This window comes from Acinetobacter geminorum, from assembly GCF_013009345.1.
In the GTDB taxonomy this organism is placed as follows: Bacteria; Pseudomonadota; Gammaproteobacteria; order Pseudomonadales; family Moraxellaceae; genus Acinetobacter; species Acinetobacter geminorum.
The window spans coordinates 67000-90290 of record NZ_JABELE010000011.1 but is presented as its reverse complement, the minus strand read 5'-3'; the positions used below and the strand labels follow the sequence as shown (position 1 = coordinate 90290).

General features: G+C 41.9%; 19 protein-coding genes and 1 pseudogene. 5 read left to right on the top strand and 15 right to left on the bottom strand.

Going from position 1 to position 23291, the window contains the following annotated elements; translation table 11 throughout:
- Positions 1–37: 37 nt before the first annotated feature.
- Positions 38–1477: an amino acid permease gene (locus HJG58_RS11905; RefSeq protein ID WP_170249047.1), complete on the top strand. Its 1440-nt coding sequence runs from the start codon at positions 38–40 to the stop codon at positions 1475–1477.
- A 64-nt stretch (positions 1478–1541) separates the two neighbouring features.
- Entirely contained in the window at positions 1542–2438 is an 897-nt protein-coding gene (locus HJG58_RS11900; protein WP_170249045.1) for an EamA family transporter, read from the top strand.
- A gap of 123 nt (positions 2439–2561) precedes the next feature.
- On the opposite strand, the gene HJG58_RS11895 is transcribed toward HJG58_RS11900, so the two are convergent.
- From HJG58_RS11895 to HJG58_RS11865, 7 genes are all read right to left on the bottom strand, one after another.
- Entirely contained in the window at positions 2562–3923 is a 1362-nt protein-coding gene (locus tag HJG58_RS11895) for an MFS transporter (protein ID WP_170249043.1), read from the bottom strand.
- Between the two features lie 120 nt (positions 3924–4043).
- Positions 4044–5069: an enoyl-CoA hydratase/isomerase family protein gene (locus HJG58_RS11890; protein WP_170249042.1), complete on the bottom strand. Its 1026-nt coding sequence runs from the start codon at positions 5067–5069 to the stop codon at positions 4044–4046.
- A 12-nt stretch (positions 5070–5081) separates the two neighbouring features.
- Complete coding sequence (locus tag HJG58_RS11885) at positions 5082–5855, bottom strand: enoyl-CoA hydratase (protein ID WP_170249040.1); 774 nt, start codon at positions 5853–5855, stop codon at positions 5082–5084.
- 21 nt (positions 5856–5876) lie between these two features.
- Positions 5877–7004: an acyl-CoA dehydrogenase family protein gene (locus HJG58_RS11880; RefSeq protein ID WP_170249038.1), complete on the bottom strand. Its 1128-nt coding sequence runs from the start codon at positions 7002–7004 to the stop codon at positions 5877–5879.
- A gap of 11 nt (positions 7005–7015) precedes the next feature.
- The gene (locus HJG58_RS11875) at positions 7016–8665 is read right to left on the bottom strand and encodes an AMP-binding protein (RefSeq protein WP_170249035.1); all 1650 of its coding nucleotides are present in this window, start codon (positions 8663–8665) and stop codon (positions 7016–7018) included.
- A 77-nt stretch (positions 8666–8742) separates the two neighbouring features.
- Positions 8743–9633 carry a 3-hydroxyisobutyrate dehydrogenase gene (gene mmsB, locus HJG58_RS11870; RefSeq protein WP_069035879.1) on the bottom strand — a complete coding sequence of 297 codons (891 nt, stop codon included), beginning with the start codon at positions 9631–9633 and terminating at the stop codon, positions 8743–8745.
- 11 nt (positions 9634–9644) lie between these two features.
- Positions 9645–11162 carry a CoA-acylating methylmalonate-semialdehyde dehydrogenase gene (locus HJG58_RS11865; RefSeq protein WP_069035880.1) on the bottom strand — a complete coding sequence of 506 codons (1518 nt, stop codon included), beginning with the start codon at positions 11160–11162 and terminating at the stop codon, positions 9645–9647.
- A 166-nt stretch (positions 11163–11328) separates the two neighbouring features.
- On the opposite strand from HJG58_RS11865, the gene HJG58_RS11860 reads away from it, so the two are divergent.
- Positions 11329–12210 (top strand): LysR family transcriptional regulator, encoded by an 882-nt coding sequence (locus HJG58_RS11860; protein WP_069035881.1) that lies wholly within the window; start codon positions 11329–11331, stop codon positions 12208–12210.
- Between the two features lie 63 nt (positions 12211–12273).
- Here HJG58_RS11860 and HJG58_RS11855 read toward each other — a convergent pair whose 3' ends face one another.
- From HJG58_RS11855 to HJG58_RS11835, 5 genes are all read right to left on the bottom strand, one after another.
- Entirely contained in the window at positions 12274–13704 is a 1431-nt protein-coding gene (locus HJG58_RS11855) for an amino acid permease (protein WP_170249033.1), read from the bottom strand.
- Positions 13705–14074: 370 nt separating this feature from the next.
- Positions 14075–15514: an amino acid permease gene (locus HJG58_RS11850; protein ID WP_170249031.1), complete on the bottom strand. Its 1440-nt coding sequence runs from the start codon at positions 15512–15514 to the stop codon at positions 14075–14077.
- A 162-nt stretch (positions 15515–15676) separates the two neighbouring features.
- Positions 15677–16036, bottom strand: a complete 360-nt coding sequence (locus HJG58_RS11845) for a RidA family protein (protein ID WP_069035884.1) — start codon at positions 16034–16036, stop codon at positions 15677–15679.
- 10 nt (positions 16037–16046) lie between these two features.
- Positions 16047–17150 carry an alanine racemase gene (alr, locus tag HJG58_RS11840; RefSeq protein WP_170249029.1) on the bottom strand — a complete coding sequence of 368 codons (1104 nt, stop codon included), beginning with the start codon at positions 17148–17150 and terminating at the stop codon, positions 16047–16049.
- Positions 17151–17170: 20 nt separating this feature from the next.
- Positions 17171–18436: a D-amino acid dehydrogenase gene (locus HJG58_RS11835; protein WP_171545279.1), complete on the bottom strand. Its 1266-nt coding sequence runs from the start codon at positions 18434–18436 to the stop codon at positions 17171–17173.
- 136 nt (positions 18437–18572) lie between these two features.
- Here HJG58_RS11835 and HJG58_RS11830 point away from each other — a divergent pair, with 136 nt between their 5' ends.
- Positions 18573–19040, top strand: a complete 468-nt coding sequence (locus HJG58_RS11830) for an Lrp/AsnC ligand binding domain-containing protein (RefSeq protein WP_001247568.1) — start codon at positions 18573–18575, stop codon at positions 19038–19040.
- 42 nt (positions 19041–19082) lie between these two features.
- Here the strand turns inward: HJG58_RS11830 and HJG58_RS11825 are convergent, their stop codons facing one another.
- Positions 19083–20228 carry an acetyltransferase domain-containing protein gene (locus tag HJG58_RS11825; RefSeq protein ID WP_170249025.1) on the bottom strand — a complete coding sequence of 382 codons (1146 nt, stop codon included), beginning with the start codon at positions 20226–20228 and terminating at the stop codon, positions 19083–19085.
- 74 nt (positions 20229–20302) lie between these two features.
- Between HJG58_RS11825 and HJG58_RS11820 the strand changes: the two genes are divergently transcribed.
- Complete coding sequence (locus tag HJG58_RS11820) at positions 20303–22393, top strand: TonB-dependent receptor (protein WP_171545278.1); 2091 nt, start codon at positions 20303–20305, stop codon at positions 22391–22393.
- Between the two features lie 42 nt (positions 22394–22435).
- On the opposite strand, the pseudogene HJG58_RS11815 reads toward HJG58_RS11820, so the two are convergent.
- Both HJG58_RS11815 and HJG58_RS11810 read right to left on the bottom strand, forming a co-directional pair.
- Positions 22436–22813 (bottom strand): annotated as a pseudogene (locus HJG58_RS11815) (nuclear transport factor 2 family protein).
- 28 nt (positions 22814–22841) lie between these two features.
- Complete coding sequence (locus HJG58_RS11810; RefSeq protein WP_069035888.1) at positions 22842–23219, bottom strand: ribonuclease E inhibitor RraB; 378 nt, start codon at positions 23217–23219, stop codon at positions 22842–22844.
- Positions 23220–23291 lie beyond the last annotated feature (72 nt).

The following is a 23291-nucleotide window of genomic DNA, read 5'->3' as shown; positions in this document are numbered from 1 at the left end:
AACGATACGGTTATAAAAATTATGAGGGGAGTTAGCCATGTATGATTCAGATTCAAACCAAGATTTAAAAAGTAGCTTAAAGCCACGCCATGTCCAGATGATGGCACTTGGTGGTGTCATTGGTATGGGGCTATTTGTCGGTAGCTCAGTAGTGATTCAATCTGCCGGTCCTGCAGCCATTCTTTCATTTCTCATCACAGGTACCTTAATCATTTTAGTGATGCGTATGCTGGGGGAGTTAGCCACTACTTCACCGGTAACAGGTTCCTTTTATGCTTATGCTCGCTACGCTTTTCAAGATTCACCATTTTTATCTCGCCTCGCTGGATTTATGACAGGCTGGATGTATTGGTATTTTTGGGTGATCGTGATTGCCCTTGAGGCAATTGTTGGGGCTAAACTTCTCGCTTACTGGTTACCTGATATTCCCCAATGGATCGTGAGTCTGGTTCTGCTCGTTCTATTAACCGCAACCAATTTGTTCTCTGTCAAATCTTTTGGTGAATTTGAATTTTGGTTTTCATCTATCAAGGTTGCAGCAATTGGGGTATTTATTTTCCTTTGTTCATTATATTTATTTGGTTTCTGGCCAAACCATCAAGCTTCAGGACTAGGTGAATTATTAAACCATGGTGGCTTTATGCCAAATGGTTGGGTTCCTGTATTATCAGGTGCAGTTGCGGCTACTGGTTTTTATTTTGGTGCTGAAATCGTCACAATTGCTGCAGCAGAAACAAAAAATCCAGAGCAATCTGTTGCTAAGGCAACTCAATCTGTCATCACTCGTGTATTGCTCTTTTATGTTTGCTCAATCTTTTTAGTCGTATGCCTTGTGCCGTGGAACAGCCCCGATATCGCAACACCTTATGTAAGTGCACTTAAAGTACTCAATATCCCTTTTGTTGCAGATATTATGAATGCTGTCATTTTAGTTGCGGTTCTGAGTTGTCTAAATTCAGGAGTTTATGCTGCAAGCCGTATGTTGTTTGCTTTAACCAAAAATGGTGATGCCCCTCGTGCCTTAACTAAATTGTCTAAAAATGGTGTCCCTGTTCGTGCCATCTTATTCAGCACACTATTTGGTTATATTTCCATTTTAGCTTCGTATTTTTCACCTGAGGGTATCTTTCCTTTCTTGGTCGAGTCCTATGGTACGGTAGCTTTATTTGTTTATATCATCATTGCCCTTTCTCAAATCCGTTTACGTCGTCACCTAGAACGTGTTGCCCCTGAACGAATTAAAGTTCGTATGTGGTGTTTCCCATACCTCAGTTATGTTGCCATTATTGGTATGGTTTGTATCTTTGCCGCAATGTCCCTCATTCCAAGTTTACAAAAAGCGTTCTGGTTCGGTATTGCTAGTGCTGCGATTTTATTCTGCATTTTTATGATTCGTGACTATGTGGAACTACTTAAACTACGTAATCAACATCCCAAGTTAGATACTCTCGTTCCTGCGAAGAATAACAAAATCTAACCTCCTCTCGTTTACACGACCTATCTTTTAGATAGGTCGTAAATCTCTTTTCAGGAATAAGCACATGTTGTTGAAAGATAAACTCGCTGCTTTTGCAGTGGTGTTCATCTGGGGTATTAACTTTTATTTTATGAAAGTTGGTGTGAGTGAAATTAGCCCCATGATGTTGGGATGTTTACGTTATATTTTAGTTCTACTCCCCGCTCTACTTTTTATTCGTATTCCACAAGTCGGATGGAAATGGCTCTTGGCATATGGGTTTATTAGCAACTTTTCTCAATTTGCCTTTATGTTTACTGCTATTGCCACAGGTATGCCTACTGGGCTAGTTGCTTTAGTTGTTCAATCACAAGCCTTTTTTACAGTGATGATTGCTGTATTTCTTCTCAAGGAGCAAGCATCTTGGAATCAATGGTTAGCAATCGTTATCGCATCATTAGGACTATTACTGATTGCATTAGGTCAACAGCATAGTCATATCCCTTTATTAGGTTTGATACTCGTTTTATGTTCAGCATTCTCTTGGGCATGTGGAAATATTGTTATAAAACGAATAGGTTCCATTAATCCAATCGGGTTAGTCGTTTGGGGAAATATTCTTACTCCTCTTTGGTTTTTATTATTCGCTATCCAAGATACAGGTTGGCAAGGTGTCGTTGTAGACTGGCAAGCCTTAACATGGCGTGGTCTGGGAGCTGCTGCTTTCTTAGCTTATTTCGCAACCATTATTGGATATGGGTTATGGATTTATTTGCTGACACGTTATCCAGCAGCCAAGATTAGTCCACTTTCGTTATGGGTTCCTGTCATTAGTATGATTTTTGCTACTATTTTTTTAGATGAACATTTAAACAACTGGCAATGGTTTGGTTCTATTGTTGTGATGCTAGGTTTAATGGTTCATCTACTTGGGCAAAAAATCAAAACGCATTTGATTGGAAAAAAGCCACTTCACCCCTAACACAATATATTTGTATAAAAACCAATCTCATTTCTACAACAGCTATATCGTCATTATCTTAATTTTATAAGCTTACCCTAGTAGAGACCTAAGAAAAACTTAGGCCTCTATCCTCCAAATAGCTCAAGAATGATCTGAAGCATTCGTATTAAGATTTAAATTTTTAGGTTTTGTTTGATGCTTATCTACTACAAAGCTTTGATCACGTGGCATAAATGTCGTCGATATAATTGCAACCACAGCCATACTTACAATATAAAGCATAATTAAATATGGATTACCCTGCCCGACACTCAACAATTTAGTAGCAATCATTGGTGCTAAACCACCACCTAATACGCCAGCCAACTGCACCGAAATTGAAATTCCGCTATAACGAATTTCCGCAGGAAATTGACGTGCAAAAAGCTGAGCTTGGGGTGCATACATAATCGGGAAAACCACACCAATTGCCAAAACAATTGCTGTCCACACTAATACCGGATCTTTTGTGTTGAGCATGGTAAAAAATGGATAGCAGTAAAGCGCCAATATGCATAGACCAAACATAAACATATTGCGTTGGCCGACTTTATCCGACAAATGTCCACATAACGGTGTCATAAATAAAATGACGGCTGCACCGCAAATGGTCGCAAATAAAATGTCTTGGCGTGGGATTCCAAGTTGTGCAGTGGTATAAGCCAATGTAAATGTTGAGGCAATATAAAACCACGCATTCTCAGCTGCGCGAGCCAAAATAATGGTGATGAGTTGCTTTGGATGGTTTTTAAAAACCTGTAAAGCAGGAACTTTGACGTCTTCAGACTGTTGTTTTACTTTTTCGAAATCTGGTGACTCTGGTACTTTCACCCGAATGTACCAACCTACTGCCAGCAAAATAATGCTGGCAAGAAATGGTAAACGCCAACCCCAGCTAAACAGTGCTTCTTCAGGTAATAACGACACCAGACCCAACGCGATTGAGGCTAGCATTAAGCCACCACCTGTACTGGCTTGAGGCAAGCTTCCCCAGAACCCTTTACCGCCTTCGGGTGCGTGTTCAACGGCCATGAGTACAGCACCGCCCCATTCACCGCCCATTGCCATACCCTGAATAAATCGTAAGACAACCAAGCCAATCGCAGCCCAATATCCAATTGATTCATAAGTCGGTAATAAGCCAATCAGTACGGTTGGGATCCCCATGAGCATCAAGGTCAGTAGCAACATCGATTTACGGCCAATTTTGTCACCAAAGTGACCAAAGACTAGGCCTCCTAATGGTCGCCCAATAAATCCAACGGCATAGGTTGCAAATGCAGCAAGCACGCCGGTAAGTGCGTCCAGATTTGGGAAAAATAGCTTATTAAAAATGAGCGCTGCCGCCGCACCGTAAATAAAAAAGTCATACCACTCAATGGTGGTGCCGACCATGCTTGAGATGCCTGCTAATCGATGTGACGACTTTTTAGTATTTGAACCGTTTCCATGTATTGATTGCATCGTAATATCCTTTTTAGATTTTCTTGTTTTATCTTTTTTATACTTATGACCAGCCCTGACCATAAGCATTTTCAGGTCTCGCTTTATCTCCTTAAGCTTTTTATGTTTTTGTAATTCGGTTTAGCTCAATTTTTCTAAAATTGGCTCAAATCTCGAATTACGTTCTTGCCACTGTGGTTGTTTGTCTTTATCGACAATGAGAGCACGAACACCTTCAATAAAGTCACCATGCTCAAACCAGATATCTTGTAAATCACGTTCAAGCTGCATGCACTGAAGTAAGGAGAGACCTCGACCTAAATGTTGCAGTTTTAAACTGGTTTGTTTGGCAATAAATGAGCGCTGCTGCAAAATGCTGAGCATCTTACTTGCCCAAGTTTTTAAGCTTTCATCTTGTTCATTTTCAAGACTTTGCTCGATTTCATCTAAATGCTGATATCCAAAGTGTTTACGAATACCTTCAGCCAATTGTTTTAATTCGCTTTCGGCAGGGCGAGTAATAAATCGGGTAATGATGCGTTCAATTCCCTCTTTGCTTAAACTTGGTGCTTCAACGAGAGCATCTTGCAACGCTTGTAACTGCTCGCTTGGCACATGGTAGTCAATTAAATCGAGGTAAAGTGCATCGCTACTGCTGATCTGTTCACCCGTAATTGCCATATAAACACCAATATCATCAAGGCGAGACAGGAAGTGTGTTGCACCCACATCTGGGAAAAAACCAATCGCTGTTTCAGGCATGGCAAATCTGGACTTTTCGCTGCTCACCACAATGTGACAAGCCTGAGCCAAGCCAAAACCGCCACCTAATACATAGCCATCAAGCACAGCAATGATTGGCTTTTCATATTCACGCAGTATATTTAGCATTTTATATTCGGCACTAAAGTAGCCTTTGTAATCGGCCGTGCCATTTTTATAACTGTCATAGAGATAGCGGATATCTCCACCTGCACAGAAGGCTTTTGGGCTATTTGACTTAATTAATACTGCCTGAACAGCAGCATCATTTCGCCACAGTTCCAATTGGGCACCAATACTTTTAATCATATCTAGCGACAATGCATTGAGATGAGTCACACGGTCTAAGGTAATAATGCCCAACTTACCTTGTTGCTCAATCATTAAGTGATTTTCTGTATTCATTTTATTGATCTCTTATTGATTTTTAAAATTTGCCTTTCGTTTTTCAACAAAAGCCTGCATTCCTTCTTTTTGGTCAAATGTTGCAAATATTGAATGGAACATGCGTCTTTCAAAACGTAAGCCTTCAGTCAGATTCACTTCAAAAGCACGGTTAATGGTTTCTTTGAGCATCATGTTTGCAGTTAAAGAGCGTGCCGCAATTTTTTCAGCGGCTTGCAAGGTTTGTTCAAGTAATTCTTCTTTACTAAACACACGTGCAACTAAACCACTTTGTTCTGCTTCTACAGCGTCCATTTGACGAGCAGTAAGGCACATTTCCATTGCTTTAGCTTTACCAATGGCATGGGTTAAGCGTTGTGTGCCACCAATACCCGGAATCACACCTAAAGTGACTTCGGGTAAACCAAACTTGGCGTTATCAGCACAATAAATAAAATCACACATCAGCGCTAACTCACAGCCACCACCCAATGCATAGCCACTCACCGCAGCAATTAAAGGTTTACGGCGCTGCGCAATACGGTCTGCAAGATGAAAAAAATCATCTAAATAAATATCGGGAAATGCCAAATCAGCCATTTCTTTAATATCGGCACCTGCGGCAAAAGCCTTTTCAGAACCTGCCAATACGATGCAACCAATTTCGCGGTCTTTTTCGAGCTGATCTAATGCCTGATTAATTTCACTAATTAATTCACTGTTTAAAGCATTGAGCGATTGAGGGCGATTTAATGTAATCAGTCCAACCCCATTACGCTTTTCTAATAAAATACTTTGCCACTGCATTACTTATTCCTTGTTCTGATTTTATAGACTACGTGCAATCACTAAACGCTGGATATCACTCGTGCCTTCGTAAATTTGACAAATACGCGCATCACGATAGATGCGCTCAATTGGGAAGTCTCTGAGATAACCATAGCCACCAAACACTTGTAAGGCGCTCGAACACACGCGCTCCGTCATTTCTGAAGCAAATAACTTGGCCATTGAAGCTTCGTTGAGACACGGTTGACCTGCTTCTTTTAAACGCGCAGCGTAGTGAACCAGTTGTCTCGCTGCTTCAATTTCAGTTGCCATGCTGGCAAGGCGAAACGCGATGGTTTGATGCTCAAAAATTGGTTTTCCAAAAGTAATGCGCTCTTTGGCATAGCGAGTCGCTTCTTCGAGCGCCGCACGTGCTAGACCGACTGCTTGTGCAGCAATACCAATACGTCCACCTTCTAAATTGGCGAGAGCAATTTTCAGGCCTTCGCCTTCTTTACCCAGCATTAAGCTTTTATGGATACGTACATCTGTCAGCGCAATTTGGCAGGTATCCGACGCATGCAGACCTAGTTTTTCTTCAACACGAATCACTTCATAGCCTGGAGTTTCGCGTGGAACTAAAAAGGCACTAATGCCCTTTTTACCTGCGCTCGGATCGGTCACGGCAAACACAATAATGACACCAGCATTATCACCAGAGGTAATAAACTGCTTGGCACCATTTAAGATGTAATCGTCACCATCTTTCACTGCTCGGGTTTTTATGGCTCCCGCATCTGATCCAGTATGTGGTTCAGTTAAAGCAAAAGCGCCGATCATTTCACCTTGCGCCAGAGGTTTTAAAAAGCGCTCTTTTTGCTCGTCGTTACCAAATTTTAAAATAGGCACACAACCAACCGAGTTGTGTACGCTCATGATGGTTGAGGTTGCGCCATCTGCTGCCGCAACTTCTTCAAGAGCCAGTACATAGGCTAAGTTACCTGTGTCTGAACCGCCCCATTGCTCTGAAACAAGCATACCCATAAAACCGAGTTGCCCCATTTGAGCCAAGGTTTCTTTCGGGAATGTCCCATCTCGGTCCCAATCGCTGGCATTAGGCTTAATTTGTTCTTGGGCGAAACTTTTCGCCATATCACGAATGAGTAATTGTTCTTCGGTAAATTGCATTATTATTTCCTTTACCCTGCTTTAGCTTGTTGTTTAGCAATTTCTTGATTACGCAATAAAAAGCGCTGAATTTTGCCACTTGGAGTTTTAGGTAATTCACTCACAAATTCAACTAAACGTGGGTAAGCATGTGCAGAAAGTCGTCTTTTAACAAACTGGCTGAGTTGTTCAGCAAGTGTATCGGAAGGTTGAGCATCCGCAGCTAAAATTACGAAGGCCTTAACCACTTCGGTACGGTCTGGGTCAGGCACACCAATCACTGCTGCTTCAATCACTGCATCATGTTCGAGTAAAGCGCTTTCTACATCGAAAGGCCCAATACGATAGCCCGATGTAGTGATTACATCATCACTGCGACCGACAAAGCTCATGCTGCCATCGGCATGAAGTTCGGCAGTGTCGCCAGTTAAATAGTAATGACCAACAAATGGCGATTTACGGCTTTCTTTATAGCCACCAAACCACATCATTGGAGACTGGCTAATATCGACCGCTAAAATTCCCGGTGTGTCTGGCGGAAGTTCTTCACCTTGTTCATTGACAATCGCAACGCGATAGCCCGGACTTGGGAAACCTGCTGAACCAGCATGAATTTCATGTTTTAAACCATGATGATTACACACCACCATGCCCACTTCAGTTTGCCCATAATGGTCATAAATTGGAGCATCAAGCACTTGTTTAAACCAGCGAATCACTTCTGGATTCAGCGGCTCACCTGCACTGCTCACTACACGGAACTGCCCTTTTAAGGGCGCCATTTGTGCTGGATCAGCCGCCATCATCATACGGTAAGCCGTTGGTGCACCTGCCAAGTTGTTAACTTTATAATCTTTCACAATTTGGCATAGGCTATCTGTGCTGAAACCACCGTCATAGAACAAAGTAGCGTAACCCAAGAATAATGGCCCAGTAATCGCATAGTAAAGACCATACGCCCAACCCGGATCGGCAATGTTCCAAAACGAATCTTCTTCGGTTAAACCAATGGCATCTTGCATATATCGACCAAAGGCAATCAATGCTTTTAAAGGCACTTCCAATGGTTTAGCAGGACCTGTAGTGCCTGAAGTAAACATGAGCAAGAAAGGATCTTGAATGCTACGCATAACCAGATCGCATTGCTCGGACTGCTGCTTCACTTCATTCCAAAAATTAAAATCACCTGTTTTAAGCGGAGTACCTTGTGCATCGGCGACAGTCACAATTGCAGGGCAATTTTCAATTTCATCAAGCTTGCTACGGTTACCCATATCGGTCACCACTAGCTTACTTTGTGCAAGCTGAATACGGTGCTCAATCGCTTTTGGGCCAAATGCAGTAAATAGTGGTTGATAAACTGCACCAATTCGCCAAGCTGCAAAAATAGTCACGATCAATTCAGGTGTTCTTGGTAATAGACCGGAAATACGGTCGCCTGCTTTCACACCTTGTGATTTTAAAAAGTTGGCAAACTGACTTGACCATTCTTTTAGTTCACGGAAGGTGTATTGCTCTTTTCGGCCGTCTTTTCCTTGCCAATACAGCGCAATTTTGTCGCCATCTGCGTGTCGATCACAGCATTCATAACAAGCATTTAAAGCATCAACTGAACCTGATAACATTTTTTTTGCAGTACTTTCCAAATCGAAAGCCTGTGCAGCATTTTGATAATCCATCATATCTTTTCCCTCAGTCCGGATTTGTTGTTATTCACGACAGGGTTTAATTGAGTTAAAGCCATCCTTTGGCTTTGCCATTATGCCTCTTGAGGCAGGTATTGCTGAATAATGCTCGAAAAATCGAGATTAGCATTACCGCGCATGCACATTTGCTGATAAAGCTGTTGCACCATGCCACCTAATACGACTGGCTGTTTGACTTGGCCTGCCGCTTCTACTGCAAGACCCAAATCTTTTAGCATCAGCTGAGTTGCAAAGCCGTCTTGATAGCCTCGAGATGCTGGGGCATTTTCATTAATATGCGGCCATGGGTTACACACATCCGAGCTCCAGCAACGACCGCTTGAAGTGTTAATGACGCCGGCCAATGCTTGTGGATCAATGCCGAGTTTCACGCCCAGCGCCATACCTTCGGCCACCGCTGCCATTGAAATACCCAAAATCAGGTTATTGCAGATTTTGGCAATTTGGCCTGCACCGACATCACCACAATGAACTATGTTTTTGCCCATGTGGCTAAGCACAGGTTTTACTTCGTTAAAGGTTTGATCATCGGCACCCACCATAAAGGTTAAGGTTCCTGCTTGAGCACCAATGGTTCCACCAGAGACGGGTGCATCACAGATTTTAATATTTTTGCTATGTGCAACAGTGGCAATGTCTTTAATGGTTTGTGGGTCAATGGTACTGCTATCAATGCATAAGCTACCTGCTTTTAGCACCTCCAATACACCATTTTCACCTAAGTAAACTTCCTTAACATGCTTTGCCGCAGGCAACATGCTAATAACGACATCTGCTTGTTTAGCTGCATCCTGTGGACTATCACACACTACCCCACCTGCCTCGGCAAAGTGCTGAATCGCAACTTCACTGAGGTCATAACCATAAACTTTGATTCCGGCTTTCAGTAGGTTATGGGCCATTTTGCCGCCCATATTCCCTAGACCGATAAAGGCGATATTCATCCGTGATCCCCTTAACGTAAATTAATTGTTGTATTTACACCGCCAACTTCATGGCTATCTTCGAACCAGCGACTGGTAATGGTTTTAGTTTGGGTATAGAACTGCACAGCCTGTTTGCCGTATGGCCCCAAATCACCCAGTTTTGAACCTCTTGAACCCGTAAAACTAAAGAAAGGCACTGGTACAGGAATTGGAATATTGATACCAACTTGACCAATATCAATCAAGTTTTGGAAAGTACGTGCAATCGCACCACTTTGCGTAAATAAGCCCACACCATTACCAAATGGGTTGGCGTTGATAAGCGCAATCGCTTCCTCAAGGGTGTCTACACAAATAATCGAAAGTACTGGACCAAAGATTTCTTCTTTATAAATACGCATGTCGGTATTTACGCCACTAAAAATCGTTGCGCCGACAAAGTTGCCCGACTCATAGCCTTGAACTTGAACATCACGCCCATCGAGTAACAACTCTGCACCTTGCTCAACACCGCTATTAATTAAATCAAGCACACGCGCTTTAGCACGTTTTGAAATGACTGGGCCAATGTCAGTATTTGGCTCATGGCCTGCATTCACTTTTAAAGTTTTCGCTTTTTCGACTAACTCTTGAATCCACTGTTTGCTTTCACCCACCATGACTGCAACCGACAATGCCATACAACGTTGCCCTGCTGCACCAAACGCTGCACCCACTAAGGCATTTAAGGTTTGCTCTTTATTGGCATCTGGCATCACAACCACATGGTTTTTTGCACCCATCATCGACTGCACACGTTTGCCATGTTGCCCAGCAAGGTTATAAACATGCGTTCCCACCGCAGTTGAGCCAACAAATGAAATGGCTTTAATGTCTTTATGCGTACACAAACGGTCAACAACTTCTTTACCACCATGCACAACGTTCAGCACACCTGCTGGAATACCTGCTTGAATCGCAAGTTCAACGAGCATCATGGTTGATAACGGATCTTGTTCTGATGGTTTTAAAACAAACGTATTGCCACAAACGATTGCCATTGGGAACATCCACAGGGGAATCATGGCTGGAAAATTAAACGGCGTAATGCCAGCACACACACCCAAAGGTTGCTGCAAGGTATACGTGTCTACACCACGTGCCACACCCTCTACATATTCACCCATTTGTAGAGTACCGATTGAACAAGCATGCTCAACCACTTCTAAACCACGTTGAATATCGCCTTCAGCATCTGCCAAGGTTTTGCCTTGTTCAGCCGTCAATACTTGCGCAATTTCCTTCATGTTGGCACGGATTAAGTCTTGCAACTTAAGCATGATGCGCATACGTGCCTGAATTGGAGTTTGACGCCAAGAAGCGAAAGCATCTTGTGCAGCTTGAATAGCAGCATCGACTTCTTGAACCGTTGCAAATGGTACACGACCAATCACTTCCTGAGTTGCAGGGTTAATAATGTCTTGCCATTCCTGTGTTTCAGACTCGATAAATTGTCCGTTAATGAGTAATTTAGCGGTTTCCAATTCGATTTTTTGGATTGTGTTCATAACCTCTCCGTAGGCCATATTTTTATTGTGTTCAATTATTAGAAAATACTTTTTGATCGTATTTTCTTTATTTCAGTTTCAATTGAGACTAACAAAGAAATCTTTGACCACCAACGCAAATTCATGCACGATTGATGTGCAAATATGCACAGGGATTACAATAAAAATGAAAGTGGATTGGGATCATCTACATTTTTTTCTGGTTTTAGCTCGCACTAAAACTCTAACCAATGCTGCGCGTATTATTGGTGTCGAGCACAGTACGGTTGCAAGACGGATTCAGGCCCTAGAACTTGCTTTGGGTACAACGCTGTTTAAGCGTGAAGCGACGGGTTATGAGCTGACACTCGAAGGGATGGCACTGGTTCCTCGAGTTGAGCAAATGGAACAAGCTTTCTTACAAATTGAAAAACCACATCAACCTTTGCAAGGTCGTGTGCGAATTGGCACACCGGAAGGTTTTGGTACTGCGTTTTTAGCACGCTTACTGGCTGAGTTCTCGATTCAATACCCACTGCTCACCATCGACCTAATTCCAGTGCCAAAAATGATTAAGCTTTCACACCGTGAGGCAGATATTGTGGTGTCAATTGATCGCCCAACGTCTGGCCCTTACATCATTACGCGATTATCAGATTATTGTTTAAAAATTTATGGTAGCAAAAACTATCTGGCCCAAAACCCGCCTATCCGAGCCTTAGAAGATTTAATCCAACATCGCTTTGTGAACTATATTGATGATCTGGTGTATAGCCCTGAGTTGTATTGTCTAGAACGTTTACCTTTAAAGCTGAATGCTAACTTCCGTAGCAGCAGTATTTTGGCCCAACAAATTGCCGTGAGTGCTGGCGCAGGACTTGCGATTTTGCCCAAGTTTTTGGCAGATGATAAACCGGAACTTGAAGAAGTGTTAGAGCAACAAGTTCGCTTTACCCACACGTTTTGGATGCTGACCTTTGTTGATTTACAACATGAACCGCGCATTAAATTGGTCTGGGATTATCTACGTAAACAAGCCGATAAATATCAGCATTTGTTGGTGGATTAAAAAATCTAAAATAAAAAAGCCAATCATGATCGATTGGCTTTTTTTGAAATCATTTATAGTTCATTAAACGAGTTCTTGGTCTAACTTTTTGATACGTGGCTTATAAAACACAAAATATGTCACGCCTAAAACAACCAGCCATAATGGACTAACATAGAGTGCTTTCAAAGTATCTGGCTCTAGTGCCAAAATCACTAAAGTAAACAAGAAAAATGCAATGACAACATACGCCATCAACACCCCGCCCGGCATTTTAAAGGTCGATTTAGCATGTAACTCCGGACTCAACTTACGGTAACGTAAATAGCATGCCATGATCAGAAGCCATACACTAATAAAGAGAATCACACAGAGTGAGCTTGCCAAAGTAAATGCTTCCATGGTGTTTGGAACAAAGTACTGCAACACTGCCCCACCCATAATGAAAATACATGAGAAGATTAAACCATTTGAAGGTACGGCACGTTTTGATAAACGTCCCAATGCACTTGGCGCCTGACCATCTTTCGATAAACCGAACAGCATCCGACTGGTTGAAAACACACCGCTGTTCATTGAAGACATCACTGAAGACAGTACGACCAAGTTCATGATGATGGCTGAAACAGGAATACCCGCATTTAGGAACAACTCAACAAATGGACTTTTATCTGCACGAATGTGATCCCAAGGGGTAACTGACATAACGATAAAGAGCGACAAAACGTAGAACAGGATAATACGTAACGGAATAGCATTAATCGCTTTAGGTAGATTCGTTTGTGGATCTTTTGTCTCAGCAGCAGTTGTACCAATCAGCTCAACGCCAATAAAGGCAAACACGGCAATCTGAAAACCTGCCAAAAATCCACTTACACCTTTTGGAAATATGCCACCATGCGACCACACGTTACTTACACTCACAACCTCACCATGCGGAGCTTGGAAATGAGTAAAAATCATGTAGCCACCTACTCCGATTAGGCCAATAATGGCTAAAATCTTAATGAGTGCGAACCAAAATTCAACTTCACCAAATAACTTCACCGTAAGAAGGTTAAGCCCTAAAATGAATAGTACACAGCCTGCACTAATCATGGCCTGTTGCATTGGTGAGAAACTGGTGCCTTCGGGCAGCCAGAAACTTAAATAATTAATGACCGCAGAAAGATCGGCAATACCGACCAGTACCCAGCCTAACCAATAAGTCCAACCGATATAATAACCAGCCCATGGGCCAATCAAGTCATAAGCCATATCGACAAATGATTTGTAATGTAAATTAGCAAGTAGTAGTTCACCCAATGCACGCATCAGAAAAAAGAACATGCCACCAATTAACATGTAAATCACGAGAATTGAAGGACCTGCGAGGGAGATGGTTTTACCCGAGCCCATAAATAAGCCGGTTCCAATTGCACCGCCAATTGCAATCATTTGTAGATGGCGATTATTTAATTTCCGTTGTAAATGATCAGGGGAGCTTGCCTCATCAGAATGATGAACCATTGTCATATTAGAAGTCCTTTTTATATTTTGCTTAACTTAAATCAGCAACCTATAGGGAGAAAAACGAACCGTATATCGTGGGTTGCTGAGTCTATACCTCAGGACAAGATGTTCAAGTATATTTTTTCCTTAATTGATAAATCGTTTGTCCTGATTTTTTTTAAGTCACATTATTTATGTACTGCCTTCACGGCAATTTTAATTAATCAATCTGGGTCTCCAGATTAGCCAAAGTGTAGCATGTGATCCTGCTATATGTACTTTTCCAATACCCTCCAAACTGCTCTATTGGTCCAAAAATAAACAATATTATTCCGATAAAAAAACCAATAAAAATAAAAAAGCCAATCATGATTGATTGGCTTTTTAATAAAACTTAATGATCGTTGACGAGTTCACGTCCTAGTTTTTTCATGCGTGGTTTATAGAGCACATGATAGGTAACACCTAAAATGACTAGCCATACTGGACTGACATATAAAGCTTTCAATGTATCTGGCTCTAATGCCAAGATGACTAAAGTGAAAAGCATGAATGCCAAAACAATATAACTCATCCAAACGCCACCTGGCATTTTGAATGTTGACTTTTCATGTAATTCAGGACGCAATTTACGGTAGCGTAAATAGCACACCATGATGAGACTCCAGACACTAATGAATAGAATTACACAGAGTGAACTTGCCAAAGTAAATGCCTCCATGGTGTTTGGAACAAAGTACTGAAGTACCGCTCCGCCCATGATAAACGTACAAGAGAAAATCAAACCATTTGAAGGAACTGCGCGTTTTGATAAGCGTCCAAATGCACCGGGTGCCTGACCATCTTTTGATAAACCAAACAACATACGGCTGGTTGAAAACACGCCGCTGTTCATTGAAGACATGACCGAAGATAGCACCACCAAATTCATGATGATCGCAGAAACCGGAATACCCGCATTTAAGAACAACTCAACAAACGGGCTCTTATCTGCACGAATGTGATCCCAAGGCGTTACCGACATCACAATAAACAGTGCCAACACATAGAATAAAATAATACGTACTGGAATCGCATTAATTGCTTTCGGTAAATTCTTCTCTGGATCTTTGGTTTCAGCAGCCGTTGTACCTACAAGTTCCACCCCGACAAAAGCAAATACAGCAATCTGGAATCCTGCCAAGAAGCCTTCAGTACCTTTCGGGAATAAACCGCCATGTGACCAGACATTACTAATGCTTGCAACAGCGCCTTGCGGAGCTTGGAAATGACTGAAAATCATATAACCACCCACTCCGATCAGATCAATAATCGCCAAGATCTTAATGAGAGCAAACCAGAATTCGATTTCACCAAATAGGCGTACTGTCAGTAGGTTAAGGCCCATCACAAACAATACACAGCCTGCACTAATCATGGCTTGCTGTATCGGAGAGAAGCTTGCACCATCGGGTAGCCAGAAACCTAAATAGTTAATGACCGCTGAAAGGTCCGCAATACCCACCAGCACCCAACCTAACCAATAAGTCCAGCCCAAATAATAACCAGCCCAAGGACCAATCAGGTCATGAGCCATATCAACAAAAGATTTGTAATGCAGATTTGCAAGGAGCAACTCGCCCATTGCACGCATCAAGAAAAAGAACATGCCTCCAATAATCATATAGATCAAAAGGATTGAAGGACCTGCGAGGGAGATAGTTTTGCCCGAGCCCATAAATAGGCCGGTTCCAATTGCACCGCCAATAGCAATCAGTTGTAAATGACGGTTAGACAGTTTTCGTTGCAGATGATCAGGAGAATTTTCCGTATCTGAATGACGAGCCGTTGTCATATTAAAATTCCTTTTTGAATTCCTTTGTTAAGATCAGCAACCTATGGCGAAAATCGAACCGTATGCCATAGGTCACTTAATCTGTTCACCAAAAAATGACTGGATAAACCGTATCTATCTTCCTTCTGTTAGATACATCATCATTTTTGGAGTAAAAACGAATTACTTTTGTGCTGCCGTCACGGCAATTTCAATGAGCCAGTCTGGATTAACCAAATCGGCCTGAATTGTGGCACGCGATGGAGCAACACACCCTTTTAACCAGTCAACCCAAATTGCATTTACGGTTGAAAAGTCAGAAAGATTTTTTAAATAGAGCTGTGCAGAGAGCAAGCGAGATTTGTCGGTATTGGCTATTGCCAAAAGTTCATCAATCGTTGCAAGAATTTCACGAGTTTGGCCTGCCACGTCTTGCTCGGTATTTTTAGGTACCTGACCTGACAAATAAACCACTTTGTTAAAAACAGTCACGGCGCTCATGACTTCGTTAGTGTTAATCTTTTGTATATCTGAATTAGACATTCGGATTTCCTTATACCTGATTAATAAATTGAACACGGGAGGTGACAGCACACATCAGTTCATAGCCCACCGTACCGGATGAAATTGCGACATCATCAATAGGTAAAACGACGCCTGTACTTGATTGGCCCCAAAGCACGACTTCACTGCCGACTTTGGCACTGTCAATATTTGTTAAATCGACTGCCAACATATCCATGCTGACACGGCCAATTGTACGAGTGAGGACAGAGTCCACTAAAACAGGCGTACCTGTTGGTGAAATACGCTGATAACCATCGGCATAGCCGCAAGCAACAATCCCAATCGTCATGGGCTGCTCTGCGACAAAGTTTGAGCCATAACCTACGCTTTCATTCGGCTCTAAATGCTGAACAGAAATAATTTCAGTGCGTAAGCTCATGGTCGGTTGTAAGCCCCAGTCCGCAATACTATGCGTCGGGTAGTCTGGCGAGCTGCCATAGAGCATGATGCCGCTACGTGCATAATCTGATTTGAGCTGGTGTTGATAACGCAGAATTGCCGCACTATTACTTACCGATCTTTCGCCCGGTAAATCCTTAACGATTTCTTCAAATGCAGTGATTTGATAATCAATGCCTTGCTGACCGAAACGATCGCCATCTGCATCTGAAAAATGCATCATGTGGGTAATCTTGGACACATTTGCCAAGTTATTTAAACGTTCCCAAGCCTGAACATAGTGTTGTGGTTTAAAACCAAGACGGTTCATACCACTGTTCATTTTTAGGCAAACATCAAATTGAGCAGGATAAGGATGCTTTTCTACCCACTCGATTTGCGCTTCACTATGAATGGTGAAACTGAGTTGATATTGCACACAATCAAATAAATCTTGAGGAGAGAAAATTCCTTCGAGCAATAAAATTGGACCTGTCCAACCTAAAGCACGAATGCGTTTTGCTTCATCAAGATCAAGTAAGGCAAAGCCATCTGCTGCTTTAAACGCTTCATAAACACGTTCAATTCCGTGTCCATAAGCATTGGCTTTTACAACGGCAAAGACCTTACTGTTTGGCATAGCCTTGCGTACCACCGCCAAGTTATTTTGTAAGGCTTGACGGTGGATGACTGCGGTAATAGGACGAGGCATGATTACTTTCCTAACGTCCGTTATGCAGCATGCGCGTGTGAATAACGCTGAATTGAAAGGCCATCGGTACTGATATCAGTCTTGTGATTCAATACGATGTCACTGATTAATTTTCCTGAACCACACGCCATCGTCCAGCCTAGAGTACCGTGACCTGTATTCAAGAACAGATTTTTAAAGCGAGTTGCGCCAATAATCGGTGTACTGTCTGGTGTCATTGGACGTAAACCAGTCCAGAAAGACGCCTGTGCCATATCACCGCCCGGGAACAAGTCCTGAGTCACCATTTGCAAGGTTGCACGGCGGTCTTCGTTCAGACCTAAGTTAAAGCCACTTAACTCTGCCATACCACCTACGCGAATACGTTGGTCAAAACGAGTAATCGCAATTTTGTAGGTTTCATCAAGCACTGTAGATTGCGGAGCAAAAGCAGGGTCAACAATTGGAATCGTCAACGAGTAACCTTTCACAGGATATACAGGCAACTGTAGATTAAGTGGTTTCAAGAAATCACGTGAATAGCTACCAAACGCTAGTACATAACGATCTGCGGTTAAGACCTTACCATTGACCAAAACACCCTTAATTTCATCGCCTTCAACAATCAACTTTTCTACGTTCTGGTTGAACTGGAAGTTAACGCCCAACTCTTTAGCAATTTGAGCTAAAGCATTGGTAAATAAATAACAGTCACCTGTTTCGTCATTTGGTAAATGTAAACCACCAACCAATTTATCTTGCGCATTTGCCAACGCTGGTTCTACACGACCAAGTTCGTTGCCATTTAATAATTCGTAGCTTACGCCGCACTCTTCAAGCACGCTAATGTCGCGTTGAACCGCTTCCATTTGTGCTTCTTTACGGAATAACTGCAACGTGCCTTTTGCACGGTTTTCGTAATTAATTCCTGTATCTTTTCTGAGTTCACGTAAGCAGTCACGGCTGTATTCAGCCACGCGCATCATACGTTCTTTGTTCACCGCATAACTTTGTGGATTACAGTTTTTTAGCATTTGCGCCATCCACTGTAACTGCCACATGCTGCCATCTAAATTAATCGCAAGCGGTGCGTGATGTTGGAACATCCACTTCACAGCTTTAAAAGGGATTCCTGGTGCTGCCCAAGGGGTAGAATACCCAGGCGAAATTTGACCTGCATTACCAAAGCTTGTTTCTTCAGCAGGACCTGACTGGCGATCGAGAACAGTAACCTCAGCTCCTTGTTGAGCTAGATAATAGGCACTTGCCACTCCAATAACGCCGCTACCTAAAACAATTACGCGCATTTCCATTCCCTCACGCACACCAGTTTATTTAACTAGTATATTTCTGCTTAAATAGTTTATTTCACTGTTTTTCAGGCTATAATCTAGGTAAATTTATGTTTTTCTCGCGAGAATTTAAAAAAAAGAGGAAATATCTATGCGCCCCTTAGATCGTATAGATCGCATGATTCTGGACATTTTGCAGCGTGAAGGACGAATTGCGATTAGTGAATTGGCATCAAGAGTCAACCTGTCGACCACCCCCTGTTCAGAGCGTGTCAAACGACTTGAACGCGACGGCATTATCATGGGTTATTACGCACGGCTAAACCCAGCTTATGTAGATCGTAATCTGCTCGTTTTTTTAGAAATTAAACTATCAGCCAAATCAGGCGATGTATTTGATCAGGTTGCCAGAGACTTGGTCGAGATTCCTGAAGTACTCGAATGTCATCTCATTTCAGGTGAGTTTGACTACCTTGTAAAAGCTCGCTTAAAGGAAATGAGCGCATATCGCCGCTTATTAGGAGATCTGTTAAAGAAACTCCCCGCTTCAGCATCTTCACATAGTTATGTGGTCATGGAAGAAGTCAAAGAAACTCTATATCTAGATGTGAGCAAGTAAAGCGAGGCCACTATTGAACTCGCTTTACCCACATTTTGAACATTAGAAATATTTTAAAATCGAAATATGTTTGTTTTGATGTTTGAATTTCGAGAACCATTTAACAGCAGGATAAAGCGCAAAAGACAACACAATCGTGATTAACCACAGCATCCACACATGATTAACCGACAAATAATTGCCATGGTTGGCTCCCCATACACTTATTGCAAACACATACATCAGTTTCAACACATATAAATGCAGTAAATAAAAGAACATAGGAACCGAACCAAACACCACCAATGGTTTTAAAAATGAATATTGCTGCATACGTTCAAAAGCCACCAGCACAATCAATCCAATTCCAACATTCAGCAAAATAAATAATAAGGACGGCGGATACTTAGTGAGGTTAAAAAAGCTCATGAGACTCAGTTGTAATGACTCAAAATGTTGCCACGGCTGGTCGCCATAGACGTTGATAAAACGCAGTAAAACAAACAATCCAATACTTACTAAACCAAGGCTGAGTAAAACACGGCTTCTTTGCTTTGCTGAATATTTTGAACTAAAGAACTGGCCTAACGCATAGCCCAATAAAATCACGCCAATCCAAGGTAAAACAGGATAGCTTGTGCGAAGCTTGATGCCTGCAATCTCAAGCCAACCACGGTCATGTAAAACCAACCATATATTTTGTAAGACGCCTTGAGAGAAATGTACTGAATCTAATAAGTTGTGCCCAAAAACAATAGCCAAACCTGCGCCCGCAAGAACAGGCAAAGGCAAACTTACACAGCACGCTAGCACCACCATGCTAATACCAATCGCCCAGATCACTTGTAAATAAATGACTTCGGGTGGAAAAGTTGCTGTCCATGCAAAGTTCACCAGCGTGAGCTCTAGTACAATCAAAAATAAGCCACGTTTTAATAAAAAAGCACGTGTTTGCTGTAAGTCTTGTTTTTTTGACTGAAATAAAAAAGCAGAAATACCGGTTAAAAGTACAAAAACCGGAGCACAAATATGGGCCAATAAACGACTACCAAATAAGGCGGGTTCAGTCGCGGTCACATCCATTGGATCTATGACCTGCTTATGCAGATAGAAAGTTTCTCTTACATGGTCAAGTAGCATAATCAAGATAACTAAACCGCGTAAGGCATCAATCGACTGTAAACGCTCAATATTTTTTTCTAAAGGCATAGCGATAATCAACAAAATAATGTAACGTTATACTATTACATTTAATTCCTTTTGTCTTTTATGGCTGTTCATTTATGCAACACAAATTAGGTTTGTTGTCTTCGTTAGGACTCTCGTTTATATCGACTCTCACTTGGGCAGAAGAAACGTCAACGGTACTTGAGACCATACGTGTTCAGGCTGAAAGCGCCCGGGAAAATGTGAGCCAAAATAGCTCGGCAACCAAGTTTTCTCACGATGTTTTAGATGTACCGTTTAATCGTGCTTTTCTCTCTAAACAAATGATAGAACAACAAGACGTTCAACGGATTGATGATGCATTAACTTTAGTGAGCGGAGTTTTTCATCAAAACAATTATGGGGGCGGCTTTTGGGATAACTACTCTTTCCGAGGTTTTAGTGGCGACCCAAATTTAGGTGTCTCTATGATTCGAAATGGTCTGAGTGTTAACCGAGGGATTAGTGCTCCAAAAGATGTAGTAAATATTGAATCTTTAGAGTTTTTAAAAGGGCCAATGGCGGCGCTATATGGCCGCGGCGAAACAGGTGGCTTGCTTAACCTCAACAGTAAAAAACCACAGTGGGAAAGCGAAAGTGAACTTAACTTACGTGCCAATACCCAAGAACAATATCGCATAAGTCTGGAACATACCGCGCCTATAAATGATGAACTGGCCTATCGTGTAGCAGTAGCTCATGAAGATAATCAAAGCTTCCGTGACCATGTCAGCAGTGAACGCTGGTTCTTTTCACCACAGCTTACATGGAAAATTTCAGACCAAACGCAACTCGACTTTGACAGTGAATTTACAGAGCACAAAGGAACCTTTGACCGTGGTGTAAGTACAGTCAATCACCAGTTTGTGATGGACCCGAAAACCTTTACAGGTGAACCTGACGATGGCGATTTAAAAATAAAAGATTACTTTTACCAATTACGTCTGAGTCACGAATTTAACCCTGACTGGAAGCTAAATAGTGCAGTCAGTTATAAAGATGCACAAATGGTCGGCTTTGCAACCGAACCACGACGTATGCAAGCCGATGGTCGTACTTTAGAGCGTCAACGTCGCTATCGTGATTATACAAGTGAAGATGTTCTGGCTCAGACAGAGTTACTTGGCAAGATTGATACGTCTTGGGCTCGTCATGAAATTCTACTTTCAACCGAGCTTGGTCAACTCGACTATAAGCAAAACCAGCTTCGTCGCAATCACAGCACAAGCTCAACAAACACAATTGATATCTACCAACCTGAATACGGCAAATATTTACCGAACTTAGCTCCGTTTACCGACACCAAAGAGCGCCAACGCTATTTTGCACTCAATATTCAAGACCAGATCTTTTTTAATGACCAATGGAGTGTACTATTTGGCAACCGTTTTGATCAGGTCGAACAAGACTTTAAAAATCATTTGACTCAGACTGAAAGCAACCAAACGCTTCACCAGAATAGTCCACGTTTCGGAGTAAATTTTAAAGCCTCTGACCAATGGGCTTTTTATACGAACTATGGCCGCTCATTTGCCATGAACAGCGGTATGAACCGAAATGGTCAGACTTTTGCTCCTGAAAAAGGAGAAAGCTATGAAGTCGGCACCAAATATAAAATAAACGACCAAAGTGTGCTGAGTCTCGCTCTGTTTAAAATGAAAAAACATAATGTACTGACAACCGATCCAATCGACAGTAATTTTCAAACCGCAGCAGGTGAAGTAAGTAGTAAAGGGATTGAGTTTGACTTAAATAGCCAAATCACTGACCGTTGGTTTGTCAATGCCAACTATAGTTATACTGATGCTCAAATTGAAAAAGACCAAGACTTGGCAAAGGGTGCACGTCTGAGCAATGTTCCAAAACACCAAGGCTCCGTAAACACCAATTATGAGTTTCTACAAGACGGCGCAAAAAAAGCAGGTGTAGGCGCTAACCTTACTTATGTAGGCGAGCGCAGCGGACATAATCTTGATAATGGATTTAATTTACCAAGCTATACGTTGGTCAATTTAAATGGCTACTATGCCCCATCTGACCGCTTACGCTATCAGCTCAATGTAAATAACCTGTTTGATAAAACCTACTATGTCTCAAGCTATAACGATTTATGGGTTCAACCAGGTGAACCCCTGAACGCCTCAATTTCGGCACAGTGGAAATTTTAATTCTTCCATAAATAAAAAGCCCGAAAACTTTCGGGCTTTTTATTAGAACATACCATTTTCATTGACGAGTGGGTCGGGCTGTACTTGCCCAATATCCCAAAACTCAACAATTTTACCCTTTTCAAAACGGCAAATATGAACCACAGCCAAGATGGTTAACCCATTCATTTGCATTTCAAGTTTTGAATGCACAGCAACCAAATCGCCCTCTTCAATGACATGTTGAACATCAAAGACTTTGTTTGGAGTTTAAGCCGTGCTTTCACGCATCCCTTCCTTCAAAGAAGTTGCATCACTCGCATAATAAGGGTTGTGATGCTTGAAGTTCGGCGCAGTGTAATTGCTGTAAGCTTCATCGACTTCACCAGCTGCGGCAAGCTCTAAAAACCGTACTGCAATTTGTTTTTGAGATAAGTTCATATTTATCTCCTACTTTTTATTTTAGACCTTACTGCAACAGATCTTCTTCGTCGTCTTCCTCAAAGACATAAGCCATACAGCCCCATCCATCATATTCGCCCTGAAATTTCTCAGCGATGCTGGCAAACCATTGTTCCAAGTCAACAATATCTGAATACTCAGGTTCCATGTTAACGAAGATGGTAATCACCCATTCATTTGGCTCAACAGAATCATCTTGAAAAAGTGAAACTTTTTGTTCTTGGTAAAGCAAATAGAGTGCACACTGCTCTGCATTTTTCTGATCATGAAAAGCAATAGAAAATTCAATTTCATGCAGTTCGGTTAAATCATCCCCGTCTTCAGCCATTTGCCAAAGTACATTGCCGTTATCATCATCTGGAAATTGTTCGTAGTCACGAGTCATAAAGTGATCCTTGTTGTTGTTGCGGTATTAATATTATTCGACATCAAGAATACCCGACTTTTATTGCAGTTT

Coding starts and splice junctions, on each gene's coding strand:
- HJG58_RS11835 (WP_171545279.1), bottom strand. CDS start 18,436: ATGCGCGTAATTGTTTTAGGTAGCGGCGTTATTGGAGTGGCAAGTGCC.
- HJG58_RS11880 (WP_170249038.1), bottom strand. CDS start 7,004: ATGCAATTTACCGAAGAACAATTACTCATTCGTGATATGGCGAAAAGT.
- HJG58_RS11890 (WP_170249042.1), bottom strand. CDS start 5,069: ATGAATACAGAAAATCACTTAATGATTGAGCAACAAGGTAAGTTGGGC.
- HJG58_RS11905 (WP_170249047.1), top strand. CDS start 38: ATGTATGATTCAGATTCAAACCAAGATTTAAAAAGTAGCTTAAAGCCA.
- HJG58_RS11875 (WP_170249035.1), bottom strand. CDS start 8,665: ATGATGGATTATCAAAATGCTGCACAGGCTTTCGATTTGGAAAGTACT.
- HJG58_RS11810 (WP_069035888.1), bottom strand. CDS start 23,219: ATGACTCGTGACTACGAACAATTTCCAGATGATGATAACGGCAATGTA.
- HJG58_RS11820 (WP_171545278.1), top strand. CDS start 20,303: ATGCAACACAAATTAGGTTTGTTGTCTTCGTTAGGACTCTCGTTTATA.
- HJG58_RS11845 (WP_069035884.1), bottom strand. CDS start 16,036: ATGTCTAATTCAGATATACAAAAGATTAACACTAACGAAGTCATGAGC.
- HJG58_RS11900 (WP_170249045.1), top strand. CDS start 1,542: ATGTTGTTGAAAGATAAACTCGCTGCTTTTGCAGTGGTGTTCATCTGG.
- HJG58_RS11885 (WP_170249040.1), bottom strand. CDS start 5,855: ATGCAGTGGCAAAGTATTTTATTAGAAAAGCGTAATGGGGTTGGACTG.
- HJG58_RS11850 (WP_170249031.1), bottom strand. CDS start 15,514: ATGACAACGGCTCGTCATTCAGATACGGAAAATTCTCCTGATCATCTG.
- HJG58_RS11860 (WP_069035881.1), top strand. CDS start 11,329: ATGAAAGTGGATTGGGATCATCTACATTTTTTTCTGGTTTTAGCTCGC.
- HJG58_RS11865 (WP_069035880.1), bottom strand. CDS start 11,162: ATGAACACAATCCAAAAAATCGAATTGGAAACCGCTAAATTACTCATT.
- mmsB (WP_069035879.1), bottom strand. CDS start 9,633: ATGAATATCGCCTTTATCGGTCTAGGGAATATGGGCGGCAAAATGGCC.
- HJG58_RS11825 (WP_170249025.1), bottom strand. CDS start 20,228: ATGCCTTTAGAAAAAAATATTGAGCGTTTACAGTCGATTGATGCCTTA.
- alr (WP_170249029.1), bottom strand. CDS start 17,150: ATGCCTCGTCCTATTACCGCAGTCATCCACCGTCAAGCCTTACAAAAT.
- HJG58_RS11855 (WP_170249033.1), bottom strand. CDS start 13,704: ATGACAATGGTTCATCATTCTGATGAGGCAAGCTCCCCTGATCATTTA.
- HJG58_RS11830 (WP_001247568.1), top strand. CDS start 18,573: ATGCGCCCCTTAGATCGTATAGATCGCATGATTCTGGACATTTTGCAG.
- HJG58_RS11895 (WP_170249043.1), bottom strand. CDS start 3,923: ATGCAATCAATACATGGAAACGGTTCAAATACTAAAAAGTCGTCACAT.